This window comes from Pseudomonas sp. FP1740 (assembly GCF_030687165.1).
Taxonomy (GTDB): domain Bacteria; phylum Pseudomonadota; class Gammaproteobacteria; order Pseudomonadales; family Pseudomonadaceae; genus Aquipseudomonas.
On the sequence record NZ_CP117461.1, the window covers coordinates 5,005,344 to 5,018,873 of the forward strand.

General features: G+C 61.2%; 14 protein-coding genes. 2 read left to right on the plus strand and 12 right to left on the minus strand.

Annotation, left to right across the window (positions count from 1 at the left end):
- Positions 1-46 precede the first annotated feature (46 nt).
- The 8 genes from murB to PSH69_RS22360 all read right to left on the minus strand — a co-directional run bounded on the left by murB (position 47) and on the right by PSH69_RS22360 (position 6,901).
- The gene (gene murB / locus PSH69_RS22325; protein ID WP_305409856.1) at positions 47-1,066 is read right to left on the minus strand and encodes a UDP-N-acetylmuramate dehydrogenase; all 1,020 of its coding nucleotides are present in this window, start codon (positions 1,064-1,066) and stop codon (positions 47-49) included.
- Positions 1,063-1,527: a low molecular weight protein-tyrosine-phosphatase gene (locus PSH69_RS22330; protein WP_105342969.1), complete on the minus strand. Its 465-nt coding sequence runs from the start codon at positions 1,525-1,527 to the stop codon at positions 1,063-1,065. The genes murB and PSH69_RS22330 overlap by 4 nt, the downstream gene beginning before the upstream one ends.
- On the minus strand, positions 1,527-2,291 hold the full coding sequence (gene kdsB, locus PSH69_RS22335) for a 3-deoxy-manno-octulosonate cytidylyltransferase (protein ID WP_018926233.1): 765 nt from the start codon (positions 2,289-2,291) through the stop codon (positions 1,527-1,529). The genes PSH69_RS22330 and kdsB overlap by 1 nt, the downstream gene beginning before the upstream one ends.
- Positions 2,288-2,473, minus strand: coding sequence for a Trm112 family protein (locus PSH69_RS22340; RefSeq protein WP_003179363.1), 186 nt, complete (start codon positions 2,471-2,473; stop codon positions 2,288-2,290). Before PSH69_RS22340 ends, kdsB begins: the two co-directional genes overlap by 4 nt.
- A 25-nt stretch (positions 2,474-2,498) precedes the next feature.
- Positions 2,499-3,509, minus strand: coding sequence for a tetraacyldisaccharide 4'-kinase (gene lpxK / locus PSH69_RS22345; protein ID WP_305409857.1), 1,011 nt, complete (start codon positions 3,507-3,509; stop codon positions 2,499-2,501).
- Positions 3,509-3,937: a biopolymer transporter ExbD gene (locus PSH69_RS22350; protein WP_105342963.1), complete on the minus strand. Its 429-nt coding sequence runs from the start codon at positions 3,935-3,937 to the stop codon at positions 3,509-3,511. The genes lpxK and PSH69_RS22350 overlap by 1 nt, the downstream gene beginning before the upstream one ends.
- The gene (locus tag PSH69_RS22355; RefSeq protein WP_162556235.1) at positions 3,934-4,569 is read right to left on the minus strand and encodes a MotA/TolQ/ExbB proton channel family protein; all 636 of its coding nucleotides are present in this window, start codon (positions 4,567-4,569) and stop codon (positions 3,934-3,936) included. The genes PSH69_RS22350 and PSH69_RS22355 overlap by 4 nt, the downstream gene beginning before the upstream one ends.
- Before the next feature lie 97 nt (positions 4,570-4,666).
- Positions 4,667-6,901, minus strand: coding sequence for a DNA internalization-related competence protein ComEC/Rec2 (locus PSH69_RS22360; protein WP_305409858.1), 2,235 nt, complete (start codon positions 6,899-6,901; stop codon positions 4,667-4,669).
- Between the two features lie 136 nt (positions 6,902-7,037).
- Here PSH69_RS22360 and PSH69_RS22365 point away from each other — a divergent pair, with 136 nt between their 5' ends.
- The gene (locus tag PSH69_RS22365) at positions 7,038-7,559 is read left to right on the plus strand and encodes a DUF2062 domain-containing protein (protein WP_018926237.1); all 522 of its coding nucleotides are present in this window, start codon (positions 7,038-7,040) and stop codon (positions 7,557-7,559) included.
- A 71-nt stretch (positions 7,560-7,630) separates the two neighbouring features.
- Here PSH69_RS22365 and PSH69_RS22370 read toward each other — a convergent pair whose 3' ends face one another.
- From PSH69_RS22370 to PSH69_RS22385, 4 genes are all read right to left on the minus strand, one after another.
- A complete protein-coding gene (locus PSH69_RS22370; RefSeq protein WP_018926238.1) occupies positions 7,631-8,410 on the minus strand; it encodes an ABC transporter permease in 780 nt (259 codons plus the stop codon).
- Positions 8,407-9,339 (minus strand): ABC transporter ATP-binding protein, encoded by a 933-nt coding sequence (locus PSH69_RS22375; RefSeq protein WP_305409859.1) that lies wholly within the window; start codon positions 9,337-9,339, stop codon positions 8,407-8,409. Before PSH69_RS22375 ends, PSH69_RS22370 begins: the two co-directional genes overlap by 4 nt.
- Positions 9,340-9,472: 133 nt before the next feature.
- Complete coding sequence (locus PSH69_RS22380; RefSeq protein ID WP_305409860.1) at positions 9,473-10,096, minus strand: glutathione S-transferase family protein; 624 nt, start codon at positions 10,094-10,096, stop codon at positions 9,473-9,475.
- Positions 10,097-10,139: 43 nt separating this feature from the next.
- Complete coding sequence (locus tag PSH69_RS22385) at positions 10,140-10,799, minus strand: transglutaminase family protein (RefSeq protein ID WP_305409861.1); 660 nt, start codon at positions 10,797-10,799, stop codon at positions 10,140-10,142.
- Positions 10,800-11,036: 237 nt separating this feature from the next.
- Between PSH69_RS22385 and PSH69_RS22390 the strand changes: the two genes are divergently transcribed.
- Positions 11,037-13,493 carry an acyl-CoA dehydrogenase gene (locus PSH69_RS22390; RefSeq protein WP_305409862.1) on the plus strand — a complete coding sequence of 819 codons (2,457 nt, stop codon included), beginning with the start codon at positions 11,037-11,039 and terminating at the stop codon, positions 13,491-13,493.
- Positions 13,494-13,530: the final 37 nt, after the last annotated feature.

Consider the following 13,530-nt stretch of genomic DNA (forward strand, 5'->3'; position numbering starts at 1 on the left):
CATTTGAAAATGTGCAGGGCTTTTTGATCAGCCTGAAAGCGTAGCCTCAATACTGGTTGGGTTCCATTTCCAGGTCGACCTTGAAACGCTCTGCAATGTCTTTCTGAATGCGCTGCGCCAGATTCAGCAATTGCAGGCCCGTTGCGCTGCCGTAGTTGACCAGCACCAGCGCCTGTAATTTATGCACACCGGCATCGCCGTCGCGAAAGCCTTTCCAGCCGGCGCGTTCGATCAGCCAGCCCGCCGCCAGCTTCATTTGCCCATCGGGCTGCGCATACGCCACCAGATCCGGGTATTCACCCTTGAGTTGTGCCACGAGTGCGGCGGGCACCAAGGGATTCTTGAAGAAACTGCCGGCATTGCCGAGCACCGCCGGGTCCGGGAGCTTTTCGTTGCGGATGCTGCAAATGGCCTGGCTGACATCGGTGGGCGTCGGGTGATCGATGCCTTGTTCGGTCAGGCGCTGGCGAACCGGGCCGTATTCCAGATGCAGGTGCGCGGTGCGCGCGAGGGTGAAACGCACCCGCAGGATCAACCAGCGCCCCGGCTCCTGCTTGAACAGGCTGTCGCGGTAGGCGAAGTTGCACTCGGCCAGCGTGAACTCCCGCAGCTCGCCGGTCTGGCGATCGAGGGCCGTCAGGCCGGCGAATACGTCTTTTATCTCGACACCGTAAGCGCCGATGTTCTGCATCGGAGCCGCGCCGACGGTGCCGGGGATCAGGCTGAGGTTTTCCAGCCCCGACCACCCTTGCGCCAGGGTGTGCTGCACAAACGGATGCCACGGCTCGCCGGCCTCGGCTTCGATCACCACCTGGTTGCCGTCATCGCTCAGCAGGCGAATCCCCCGTGTGGCCATGCGCAGCACCAGTGCCGGCACATCGGCGGTCAGCAACAAATTGCTGCCACCACCGATCACCAGCACCGGCACTTCGTGTTCCACCGCGTAGGCCAGGGCTTCGCGCACGTCGGCATCGCTATGGGCTTCGGCAAACAGCCGCGCCTGAACGTCCACGCCAAAGCTGTTGTACGGTTTGAGCGAAACCCGGGGTTGAACCTGCAAACTCATAGCCGTCCCTTCAATTCGATCACCAGCAGATCGCTGGCGCGCTCGATCAGGTCCAGTACCTGTTCGAAGCCTTGGTCGCCGTCGTAATAAGGATCCGGCACTTCATCGATTTCAGACTGATAGCGACGCAGGAACAAATCCAGCTCGGCCTTGCCCTTGGCCGGTTGCAATGCCTTGAGGTGGCGCAGGTTGCTATTGTCCATCGCCAGGATCAGGTCGTAGGCGGCGAAATCGGCGCGGGTCACTTGCTGGGCGCGCTGGGCGGACAGGTCATAACCGCGCAGTTTCGCCGCAGCCTGACTGCGCTTGTCCGGGGCCTTGCCGACGTGCCAGTCGCCGGTGCCGGCGGAAGCCACTTCGACTTGATCGGCCAGCCCCGCCTCACGCAGCTTGTGCCGCAATACGCCTTCGGCCGTGGGGGACCGGCAGATGTTGCCCAGGCAGACGAACAGAACCCGCATCAGGCCTCCAGCAGGCGACGAACGCGCTCGAGGTCTTCAACGGTGTCGACGCCGGTGGGCGGTGCGATCAGCGCATCGGCGACGTGAATCCGCACGCCGTGCCAGAGGGCACGCAGCTGTTCCAGAGACTCGGTGTTTTCCAGCCAGCACGGGCCCCAGGTGACGAAGTCCTGAAGGAAGCCGGCACGGTAAGCATAAATGCCGATGTGGCGGCGATATGGCACGCCTTCCGGCAATTGCTCGCGGCTTTTGGCAAACGCGTCGCGGGCCCACGGCAAGGTGGCACGACTGAAGGTCAGCGCCAGGCCATTGAGGTCGCTGACCACTTTGACCACATTGGGGTTGAACAGGGTTTCGACGTCTTCGATCGGTTCGGCCAGGGTGGCCATGCGTGCTTCGGTGTGAGCGGCCAGGTTGGCGGCGACCTGATCGATCACGCTTGGCGGGATCAACGGCTCGTCGCCCTGAACATTGACCACGATCGCATCCGGGGCCAGGCCCAGTTTCGCCGCAACTTCGGCCAGGCGGTCAGTGCCGGAGTTGTGATCTTCGCGGGTCAGCACCACTTCGGCGCCAAAGCCTTTGCAGGCCTCGACGATGCGCGCATCGTCAGTGGCGACCACCACGCGCTGGGCGCTGCTTTTGCTCGCCTGTTCCCAGACGTGCTGGATCATCGGCTTGCCGGCGATCAGCAGCAGCGGCTTACCCGGCAAGCGGGTGGAGGCGTAACGCGATGGAATGACAACGGTAAAGGCTGTGGTCATTTATCCAGACGCTCGTCAGTGGTCAGGGTGCGCGCTTCGCTTTCGAGCATCACCGGAATGCCGTCGCGAATCGGGTACGCCAGGCCGGCGCCCTTGCTGATCAGCTCGGTTTTGTCGGCGCTGAGCTTGAGCGGGCCTTTGCAGACCGGGCAAGCGAGGATATCGAGCAATTTGGTGTCCATGTACATTCCCTGGATAGAAACGGAGTTAAGGCAAAAGACGAGCCGGCAACAGGCGCATCAGCTGCGTATCGAACCAGGCCACGAAGGCCGGCGATGGCGCAGCATCGACCGCCAGGTACCACCAATCGGCAGCGGCGAAGGCACGGCACTTCACCGCGTCCTTTTCTGTCATCACCACTGGCAATGACGGTGTGAAATTCAAGGCCTGCACGCTGTACTCGGCATGGTCGGCAAATGCATGGGGCACTGGCCGCCAGTGTAGCGTTTCGAGGGTCGTGAAGAAACGTTGGGGATTGCCGATTCCGGCCACCGCATGCAACGCCTGGCCAGCGGGAAAGTGGTCCAGAGGCCGCCGTTCACCGCTGTGCAGATTGACCAGTTCGGTGGGTTGCAACTGAAAGGCAAAACCGTCTTCGCGATCATTGGCAGCGCCGTTGTACAGCACTGCATCGACGCTTTGCAGGCGCTCGACCGGTTCGCGCAACGGCCCGGCCGGCAGGCAACGCTTGTTGCCCAGCCCCCGGGCGGCATCGATCAGCACCAGTTCCAGGTCCCGGGCCAGCCGGTAATGCTGCATGCCGTCGTCGGAAAGGATCAGGTCCAGCGGCTCACTCGCCAGCAAGGCTTTGACTGCGCGGCTGCGGTCCGGGTCGATCATCAGCGGCACGCCGGTGCGCTGGACGATCAACAGCGGCTCATCGCCCGCCACGTCCGCGCCTTGATCCGCTGTGACCCGCCACGGCAATTGCGGCGGTTTGGCGCCGTAACCACGGCTGACCACACCGACCCGCAGACCGCTGCGCTGGCAGTGCTGGATCATCCACAGAATCAGTGGCGTCTTGCCGGTGCCGCCCACCGTGATATTGCCGACCACGATCAGCGGCACGGGCGATTGGTAGATCTCGCCCTCGCCAGCCAGAAAACGCTCGCGCTTGCCGGTGACCACGCGTCGATACAGCCACTCCAGAGGCTGCAACAGCTTCAACGCCGGATGACCTTCGTACCACGCGGCGAGCAATCGATCGGACATGGCCATCAGGACGCTGGCGCCGCCTCGACAGTGGTCATGCGCAAATGGCTGAAACCGAGCTTGCCGGCAGCGTCCATGGCAGTAATGACGGACTGATGAGGCGTCTTGCCATCGGCGCTGATGGACAGCGGCAGATTGGTGTCGCCATTGGATTCTTTCTGCAGCGCCTCCATCAGGCTGGTCAGGTCGTTCTTCGGCAACAACTGGTTGTTGACCGAATATGCCCCGTCGGCGCTGATGGCGATGTCCAGTTGCTTGAGCTGCTGGTCTTCGGCCGGGGAGCCACTGACCGCTTCCGGCAGGTCGACGCGCAACTGGGTTTCACGGGTGAAAGTGGTGGTCACGACGAAAAACAACAGCAGGATAAACACCACGTCGATCAACGACGCGAGGTTGATGTCTATCGTTTCCCGCGGTTTACGACGGAATTTCACGCTTTGCCCTCGGCCAGGTCCACGTCGCGATCGCCCTGTACCACTTCGACCAGTTTGATCGCTTCCTGCTCCATGCCCACCACCAGCTCATCGATCCGACGTTGCAGGAAGCGGTGGAAGAACACGGCCGGGATACCGACCATCAGGCCCGCGGCGGTGGTGATCAGCGCCTTGGAAATACCCCCGGCCAGCACCGCGGCGTTGGTGCCCATGCCCGTGCCCATGAACGCACTGAAAATATCGATCATGCCCAGCACCGTACCCAGCAGCCCCAGCAACGGAGCCATGGCGGCGATGGTGCCCAGGGCGTTGATGTAACGTTCGAGCTCATGAATCACCCGCGCGGCGGCCTCTTCGATGCACTCTTTCATGATCTCGCGACCATGCTTGGAATTCGCCAGACCGGCAGCCAGGATCTCGCCCAGGGGGGAGTTGGCGCGCAGTTCCTTGAGTTTTTCTTTATTGAGTTGTTTGTCCTTGATCCAGACCCACACCTGCCCGAGCAAGTGCTCCGGGGTCACGCGGCTGGCGCGCAGGGTCCAGAGACGCTCGGCGACGATCGCCATGGCCGCGATGGAACTCAGAATGATCGGCAGCATCATCCAGCCGCCGGATTTGACCAATTCCCACACAGTGACAGTCCCCTCGAAAAAGTGCGCCACTCTAACATAGGGGGTGGGCGCACCGAAGACCGTGATGTCGCATCCGGTCGGGCTTTAATGACTCGGCTTACTGGCTCAATGATGGCCGATCGCGCCAGAAACGCCGTTCCTGAAGCATCGTCCAGGGCGGTTCGAAGCGCCCCAGTTGTAGACGAATGGCACCCTGCCCGGCGCTGTCGTAGATCGCCATGCCACGCTTTTGATAGCGCGCCACCACTGTGGGATGGGGATGACCGAAAGAGTTACCGTTGCCACGGGAAATCAGCACCGCTTTAGGCTGCAGAGCGCTGAGCAACGCCATCGAAGATGAACTGCGACTGCCGTGGTGCGGGGCCTGCAACCAGTCCGTCGGCACCGCCAATGGACCGTCGAGCAGCACCTGCTCGGCCGCGGTATCGATATCGCCGGTCAGCAGCAACCGCTCGCCGTTGGCTTCGATCTGCAGCACGCAGGATTTCTGATTGCTGTCGCTGGCCGACGACCACTGCCAGAGCTGGAACCGCACGTCGTCCCAGGTCCACTGTTGACCGCTCTCGCAGCCCTCGGCATGTAGCTCGTCCGGCAGGGCCAGTGGGTCGCCACTCAGTACCCGAGTCACCGGCACACCGCTGGCAATCGCTCGCGCACCGCCGGCGTGATCGGCGTCGGCATGGCTGATCAGCATCAAATCAAGTCCATTCACCCCCAGTTTGCGCAATGTTGGCAACACCACCCGCTCACCCAGGTCGATATCACCGAACCGTGGCCCGGCGTCATACAGCAGCGTGTGATGGCGGGTGCGCACCAGAATGGCCAACCCCTGGCCGACATCCAGTTGCCAGATTTCGGCGACGCCTTCAGGCAGCGTGTGCCGGGGCGCAAAAACCAGCAACAGCAACATCGGCCAGCCCAGTGGGCGCAACGGCACGCCCGGTGGCAGTAACAGCAGAAATGCGCCCAGCGCGCCGAACGCCCAAACCCACAACGGAACCGCCACCGGCACCCACGCGGGCAATTGCCCGGCCACCAACGCCAGCCCCTTGAACAAAAGGTCGATCAGACCGCCAGCCAACCACAGTAACCCCTCGCCCACAAAAGGAACGGCCAACAGCAGCGTTCCGAGCAAGGCCGGCGGCAAGACCATCAGACTGATCCAGGGCACCGCCAGAAGATTGGCCAGCGGCCCGCTGAGACTGATCGGCAACCCCAGCACCAACAGCAGCGGGCACAGGCCGATTGCGATCAGCCATTGGGCACGGGTCCAGGTTTGCCACCAACGCCACGGGCCCAATCGCCCGCCAAAGGTGAAAATCAGCACCGCTACTGCCGCAAAGGACAACCAGAAACCCGGTTGCAGGCTTGCCAGCGGGTCCAGCAGCAAAACACCGTCAAGCGCCAGCAACAGCGGCCACCAGGCGCCGAGGTGACGAAACCGTAGCCGCCACAACAACAGCAAACCAATCATCAGGCAGGCCCGACGCACCGGCACCTCGAAACCGGCCAGCAGCCCATAACCGAGCGCCGCCGCGAACGCCAGCCCACACGCCCATGGCAGCCACGGCAAGCGCCTGGGCCATAAGCCATAGCGCGCCAGCCCGGCGATCAGCAGATACACCAGCCCCGCCAGCAAACCAATGTGCTGCCCGGAAATCACCAACAGATGCACGGTGCCGGTGTCTTGCAGCACCTGCCAGTCCTCACGGCTGAGCCCGGCGCCATCCCCCAGCACCAACGCCGTCAGCGCCCCCGTTCGCCCCTGCGCATCCACGGCCTGCAAACGCTGACGAATGCCGTCGCGCCAGGCCCACTGCGCTTGCCCCAGTCGCTGACCGTCCTTGACGGTCCCAGTGGCGCCAATACGTTGGGCCAGCAACCAGGCGTCGTAATCAAAACCATGGGGGTTGAGCAGCCCGGCAGGACGCTTCAATTTGACTGCCAGCCGCCACTGCTCGCCACTGTTGACGGGCGGCCCGCCATACCAGGCCAGACGCAGGTGCCGAGGCAGTTGGGTGCGACGCGACTGACTGTCCGTCAGCTCGAAACGCACCACACCCTCGGCCTGTTGCGGCAACCCGGTAACCCGGCCTTCGACCCAGCGAGTCTCGCCATCGAGCTTCAGCGCCAGGCGATCATCCAGCGCCCACTGCGCATTCGCACACGCCCAACTGAAACCGAACAACCAAAATGCCAGTGGAAAGGTTCGAAACGGCAGCAACATCAAACCCACTACCGGCAACAACAGCCACAACCCTGCCGGCGGCAGTGCCGGCAAAAAACGCAGGGCCAGCAGACCCAACGCCAGCGCCATCATCCCTGTGCGCATAAGCCCGTCCTTGAGAGTCCCTTCCCTAGGCTTAGCCGTCGCGCCGCACAGGCGTCGTTAACAATTGTCACAAAGTCTGAATGGGCGGTTCGTAGAATCCAGACATACTTGCCGCCTTAACCGACCGAGAAGCCTTATGCCCCGGCGCTTATTCAAACGTTACATGCCAGACCCGACCAGCATCAGGGAACACAAATCCTTACGCTTTCTTGGCACCCTGCTGCATGACCCGAACCTCTGGCACCTCAATCGTCATTCCGTCGCACGGGCCATGGCCGTCGGCCTGTTCGCGGCGTTCCTGCCCATCCCGTTGCAAATGCTGTTGGCGGCCATCCTCGCCATCGTGGTGCGCGGCAACATGCCGATAGCGGTCAGCCTGGTCTGGCTGACCAACCCGATCACCATGCCGGCGGTGTTCTTCTGCACCTACCAGACCGGCGCCTGGCTGATGGACGTCCCCGCCAGGAGCTTGCCGGACGAGTTGACCTGGGCATGGATCAGCGGCGAGCTCTCGACTTTGTGGCAACCGTTTTTACTGGGTTCGGTGGTAACGGGGCTGGTGCTTGGGGCGTTGGCTTATTGTCTGGTGATGATGTATTGGCGCTGGTGGGTGAGTCGGCAGTGGGCACGGCGTAAGCGCAGCCGGATGCAGGAATGAAAAACGGCCTCCACTTGGGAGGCCGTTTCTTTTGGCGGTGTTTACCCGCGAAGGCCGTGACACGGTCTTGATCAGGTACGCATCCCGCGCCCACTCACCAGCAGCCGCGCACAACCGATGTACAGCACAACAGTCGCTACCAGCATGAAAGCAATCGCCACGCTGATCTTGATGTCCGACACGCCGAGGATGCCGTAACGGAAGGCGTTGACCATGTGCAGCACCGGGTTGGCCAGCGAAACGGTCTGCCAGAACGGTGGCAACAGGCTGATCGAGTAGAACACCCCGCCCAGGTACGTCAGCGGTGTCAGCACGAAGGTCGGGATGATCGAGATGTCATCGAAATTGCGTGCAAATACCGCGTTGATGAAACCCAGCAACGAGAAGATCGTCGCCGTCAGCAGCACCACCAGGACGGTCACGCCCAGGTGATGCACCTGTAGCGTGGTGAAGAACAGCGACAGCAGCGTCACGATGAGCCCGACCATCAACCCGCGCAGCACGCCGCCCAGGGTGTAGCCGATCAGAATCGTATGGGGCGACACCGGCGACACCATCAATTCCTCGATGGAGCGCTGGAACTTGCTGCCAAAGAAACTCGACACCACGTTGCCATAGGAGTTGGTGATCACCGACATCATGATCAGCCCCGGCACGATGTACTCCATGTACGTGAAGCCACCCATGCCGCCGATCTGCCGACCGATCAGATTGCCGAAGATCACAAAGTACAGAACCATGGTGATGGCTGGCGGCAGCAAAGTCTGCGGCCAGATCCGGGTGAAGCGCTTGACCTCACGGTAAACGATGGTATTGAGGGCGACGAGGTTGGGTTGCAGCTCGGAACTCATACCGCCACCTTCGACAGATTTTTCTCCACCAGGGACACGAACAACTCCTCAAGGCGATTGGTTTTGTTACGCAGGCTCAACACTTCGATGTTCTGCTGCGCCAATTGGGTGAACAGCGCGGTAATGCCCATGGCCTTGTCGACCTGGACTTCCAGGGTATGACTGTCGATCAGTTTGGACGGGTAACCAAGCAACTGCGGCGCCACTTGCAAGGTGTTCTTCAGGTCCAGCAGGAACGTCTCGACATGCAGTTGGCCGAGCAACTGCTTCATGCTGGTGTTCTCGACAATGGTGCCGTGGTCGATGATGCCGATGTTGCGGCACAACTGTTCAGCTTCTTCCAGGTAGTGGGTGGTGAGGATAATGGTGATGCCTTTCTTGTTCAGCTCGGTGAGGAAGGTCCACATCGAGCGACGCAATTCGATGTCCACCCCCGCCGTCGGTTCATCAAGGATCAGCAGCCGTGGTTCGTGGACCAGCGCCCGGGCGATCATCAGTCGGCGCTTCATGCCGCCGGACAGGGAGCGTGACGGCACATCGCGCTTGTCCCACAAACCCAGTTGGGTCAGGTACTGCTCGGCGCGTTCCTTGGCGATTCTCGCCGGGATGCCGTAGTAACCGGCCTGGGTCACGACGATGTCGAAGGTCTTTTCGAACTGGTTGAAGTTGAACTCCTGGGGCACCACACCAATGCAGCGCTTGAGCGCCGCTGGTTCCTTGTCCAGGTCGTGACCGAACACATTCACCGTGCCGCTGGTTTTGTTCACCAAGGTCGAGATAATGCCGATGGTCGTGGATTTGCCGGCGCCATTCGGGCCGAGCAAAGCGAAAAAGTCACCTTCGGCGACGTCCAGATCGATACCACTCAAGGCCTGGAAACCGTTGCCGTAGGTTTTGGTTAGCTGCCGGATGGACAGAGCGGAACTCATATCGGATTTACGCACCAGGAAGGGAAGAAAGGAATAAATAAGGGCGGGCGGCGAGCAATGCAACCGCGGCGCATGAGCGCAATGGTGCTTGTCGCCGCCACACAAGTACAGTCACGCGTGTTGATAGTGAGTATTAAGTCAACGCGGTCATGACGGCTTTGCGATAGGCCGGACGCTGTTTCAACCGTGCGTACCAGGCTTCTAGATGTGGCAGCGGCGCGCGCTCGATCGGCATTTCGAACCAGGCATAAATGAAGCTGCCCAAGGGAATGTCGCCCATGCCGATCTCATCGCCCGACAGGTATGGTTTAACCGCCAGCGCTTGATCGGCCATCGACAGCAGATCGTCGCACTCCTTGATCGCAGCCTTGATGGCCGGCCAGTCCTGCTGCTCTGGCGGGGTGCGCAACACGCCCCAGAACACCGTGCGGAACGGTGCGGCAAAACTTGAGGTGGTCCAATCCATCCACTTCTCGGCGCTGGCACGGGCCTGCAGGTCCGCCGGATACCACGCCGTGCCGCTGGCATGGCGGGCCATCAGGTAACGCACGATGGTGTTGGATTCCCACAGCACAAAACCGTCGTCTTCAATCACCGGCACCCGGCCGTTGGGATTCATCGCCCGGTACTCAGGCGTGTCGACTACGCCAAAGGCACCGCCGGCATTAACAGCTTCATAAGCCAGGCCCAATTCTTCGGCGGCCCACAACGGCTTTCTGACATTCGACGAATTTTTCCGACCCCAGATCTTCAGCATGACCGCTCCTTGTTGAATGAATGCGCAGGCAGCATACGCCGGATCAGACGCGGCTCAAATCGCTCTGCATATCACCCAGCAGCACCGGCACTTGCTCACCGAACAGATGCGGATAGCACTTTTGCAGGTGCTCGAAAAAGAATGCTTCAGGCACATCGGTGAATTGGCCGTGATCGATCAGGTACTCCATCAACTGCTCGCCGTCACGGTTGAAGGAATGGAACACGCTGTCGTGGATCCCGTCGAATTCCAGCGGCGCGACATTGAACAATTCGCACAGTTGTTGATTGAAAGCCGGCGTGGCTTTAACCCAACGCTCGTTCAAATAAAGCTCGGTGTAGCCGTGCATGGCGAACACATCGCTCTTGAGCAGTTCGAGCAGGCGCGGCGTCGACAGGTGATTGCGCACATCCGCCAGACCGATACGCGCCGGGATCCCGCAATGCCGAGCGCAACCTGCCAGCAGCGTGGCTTTGGGCACGCAATAACTCTCCCCGGCCGCCAGCGCATAGCTGCCGCGCAAGGTCTGCGGATCACGGCTGAAGGTGTAGGGGTTATAGCGCACGGCCTCGCGCACGGCGTAATAGAGATTGATCGCCTGCTCCTGCGGATCGCGCCCGGCGCCACGATGTTTTTCGGCGAACGCCACCACCGAGGGATGGTCACTGTCGATGAAGCGGCCGGGGCTCAGATACGCGTGCATGGGAGCTATCTCCTGGAGGAAGCCACGAGTCTAGCGACACCTTCAGCACAGAGGTAACGACGTTTCGGCCAAATATCGGCGCTTGCCCGCCCTGTTGACGAGCCCTCCATCGAAATAACTGACGAAGTCCGGCCGTTTCGTCCTACAAGCACAACCCGATCGCTCCGACCACCCACTTTTATGGATGCCGTCTAAGCTCTGAGAGTGGTTTTGCCCCTGGCTTCAGGAGAATTAATTATGTTGCTGTTGTGGATACTGGTTCTGGTGGTCGGGATTGCCTGGCTGGCACATCGCCGCACCGCGCCTCTGCCCGCGTCGGGCATCATCGCTGTTTATCTGCTGGCGATGGGCATCTTCAGACATGCGAGCCATGCCCCCGTCTGGCTGCTGCTGATTTTCTGGGCGTTGCTCGCGGCCGTGGCCGCCCCGCTGCTGCTGCCGGACCTGCGCCGAAAACTGTTCACGGCGCCCATATTCAACTGGTTTCAAAAAAACCTGCCGCCCATGTCGCAAACCGAGCGTGAAGCCATTGAAGCCGGCACGGTCTGGTGGGATGGCGAGCTGTTCAGCGGTCGTCCTGACTGGAACAAGTTGCTGGCCTATCCAAAAGCGCAACTGAGTGAAGAGGAACAGGCGTTTATCGATGGCCCGACCGAAGAGCTCTGCGCGATGGTCAGCGATTGGCAGATCGGCCAGTTGATGGATCTGCCGCCCAAGGCCTGGGATCACATCAAGCAGCATGGCTTTTTTGCCCTGATCATTCCCAAGGAGTACGGCGGCAAAGGCTTCTCGGCGTATGCCCACTCCCAGATCGCGATGAAACTGGGAACCCGCAGCGGCGACCTCGCTTCCACCGTCATGGTGCCCAACTCTCTGGGCCCCGCGGAACTGCTGCTGCACTACGGCACCGACGAACAACGCAATCATTACCTGCCACGGTTGGCCCGCGGCGACGATATCCCCTGCTTTGCCCTGACAGGCCCGATGGCCGGTTCCAACGTCGGGGGCATGACCGACACCGGGGTGATTTGTAAAGGTGAATGGGAAGGCCAGGAAACCCTCGGCCTGCGCCTGAACTGGGAAAAACGCTACATCACCCTCGGTCCGGTGGCGACCTTGATCGGCCTGGCCTTCAAGGCCTATGACCCGGATCATCTACTGGGTGACAAAGTCGACCTGGGGATCAGTCTCGCCTTGATTCCAACCCAGACTCCCGGTGTAGACATCGGTCGCCGTCACTTGCCGCTGGGCGCCGCCTTCATGAACGGCCCGAACGCCGGCAAGGATGTGTTCATACCGCTGGAGTTCATCATCGGCGGTCAGGAAATGCTCGGCGAAGGCTGGATGATGCTGATGAACTGCCTGTCGGTGGGGCGCTCCATTTCGCTGCCTGCCATCGGAACCGCCGCGGGCAAGTTCAGCAGTCTGGTGACAGGCCAATATGCACAGGTTCGCGAGCAATTCAACGCACCGCTGTCAGCCTTCGAAGGGATTCAGGAAGCACTGGCGCGGATAGGCGGCAGTACCTGGCTGATGGACAGCGCACGGATGCTCACCGCCAACGCCGTCGACCTCGGCGAAAAACCGTCGGTGCCCTCGGCCATCATCAAATACCACCTCTCCGAACGCGGTCGCGAGTGCATCAGTCACGCCATGGATGTTCACGGCGGCAAGGCCATCATCATGGGCCCGAACAACTATCTCGCGCGTAGCTGGCAAGGTGCGCCCATTTCCGTCACGGTCGAAGGTGCGAACATCCTGACGCGCAACCTGATGATCTTCGGCCAGGGCGCCATTCGCTGCCATCCGTTCGTGCTCAAGGAAATGGCCCTTGTCCACCGCGAAGACAAACAACAGGCACTGATCGAATTCGACGACCTGCTGCTCAAACACATTGGTTTTGCCGTGAGCAACGCCGCCAGCACCCTGGTGTTGAACCTAGGCTTCGGGCATTTCGAACACATGCCCGGGGACAGGCTCAGCCAACGCTACGTGCGCGCCCTCAACCGTCAGGCCGCGGCATTTGCCATGCTTGCAGACCAGTGCATGATGCTGCTGGGCGGCGACCTGAAACGCCGCGAACGTTTGTCCGCTCGTCTGGGCGATGTGCTCAGCTACCTGTATCTGGCCTCCGCCGCGCTCAAGCGATATCACGATCTCGATTCGCCGGAGCATATGCGTCCGTTGTTCGCCTGGGCGATGGAAGAGAGCCTCGGCCAGTCCGAGCGTGCGCTGGACGAACTGCTGACCAACTTTCCGAACAAGGTACTCGGCTGCCTGCTGCGGGTACTGGTGTTCCCGTTCGGTCGCCGGCACAGAGGCCCGTCGGACAGACTGGCGGCCAAAGTCGCAGCAGTCCTCGGCCGCGCCAAGGGCGACCCGACCCTTGAGGAGTTATTGGCGGGCTGCTATCGCCCGCAATCGACAGAAGATCCGGTCGGCGCCTTGCAGCACGCCTGCGACTTGCTGAACGCCGCCAAACCGCTACAGAAAAAACTCAACACGGCGCTGAGAAGTCGCCAGGTCAAACCCACTGTCGGGGAGTCGGTCATCGATGCCGCACTGGAGGCTGGCGTCTTGCAACCGGTTGAGGCCGAGACCTTGCGTGAAGTGGAGGTGGCGCGGCGCAAGGTGATCGACGTCGATGATTTCGATAAAGAGGTGCTGGTGCTGGGCAAGGGCAAGGTCCGCTGATCCAGAGGACCGTGTGTCGCCTTACCATCATGGGGCG

What these genes read in the sequence shown, in the direction of transcription:
- murB (WP_305409856.1), bottom strand. Translation starts at nt 1,066, where the DNA reads ATGAGTTTGCAGGTTCAACCCCGGGTTTCGCTCAAACCGTACAACAGC.
- PSH69_RS22330 (WP_105342969.1), bottom strand. Translation starts at nt 1,527, where the DNA reads ATGCGGGTTCTGTTCGTCTGCCTGGGCAACATCTGCCGGTCCCCCACG.
- kdsB (WP_018926233.1), bottom strand. Translation starts at nt 2,291, where the DNA reads ATGACCACAGCCTTTACCGTTGTCATTCCATCGCGTTACGCCTCCACC.
- PSH69_RS22340 (WP_003179363.1), bottom strand. Translation starts at nt 2,473, where the DNA reads ATGGACACCAAATTGCTCGATATCCTCGCTTGCCCGGTCTGCAAAGGC.
- lpxK (WP_305409857.1), bottom strand. Translation starts at nt 3,509, where the DNA reads ATGGCCATGTCCGATCGATTGCTCGCCGCGTGGTACGAAGGTCATCCG.
- PSH69_RS22360 (WP_305409858.1), bottom strand. Translation starts at nt 6,901, where the DNA reads ATGCGCACAGGGATGATGGCGCTGGCGTTGGGTCTGCTGGCCCTGCGT.
- PSH69_RS22365 (WP_018926237.1), top strand. Translation starts at nt 7,038, where the DNA reads ATGCCCCGGCGCTTATTCAAACGTTACATGCCAGACCCGACCAGCATC.
- PSH69_RS22370 (WP_018926238.1), bottom strand. Translation starts at nt 8,410, where the DNA reads ATGAGTTCCGAGCTGCAACCCAACCTCGTCGCCCTCAATACCATCGTT.
- PSH69_RS22375 (WP_305409859.1), bottom strand. Translation starts at nt 9,339, where the DNA reads ATGAGTTCCGCTCTGTCCATCCGGCAGCTAACCAAAACCTACGGCAAC.
- PSH69_RS22380 (WP_305409860.1), bottom strand. Translation starts at nt 10,096, where the DNA reads ATGCTGAAGATCTGGGGTCGGAAAAATTCGTCGAATGTCAGAAAGCCG.
- PSH69_RS22385 (WP_305409861.1), bottom strand. Translation starts at nt 10,799, where the DNA reads ATGCACGCGTATCTGAGCCCCGGCCGCTTCATCGACAGTGACCATCCC.
- PSH69_RS22390 (WP_305409862.1), top strand. Translation starts at nt 11,037, where the DNA reads ATGTTGCTGTTGTGGATACTGGTTCTGGTGGTCGGGATTGCCTGGCTG.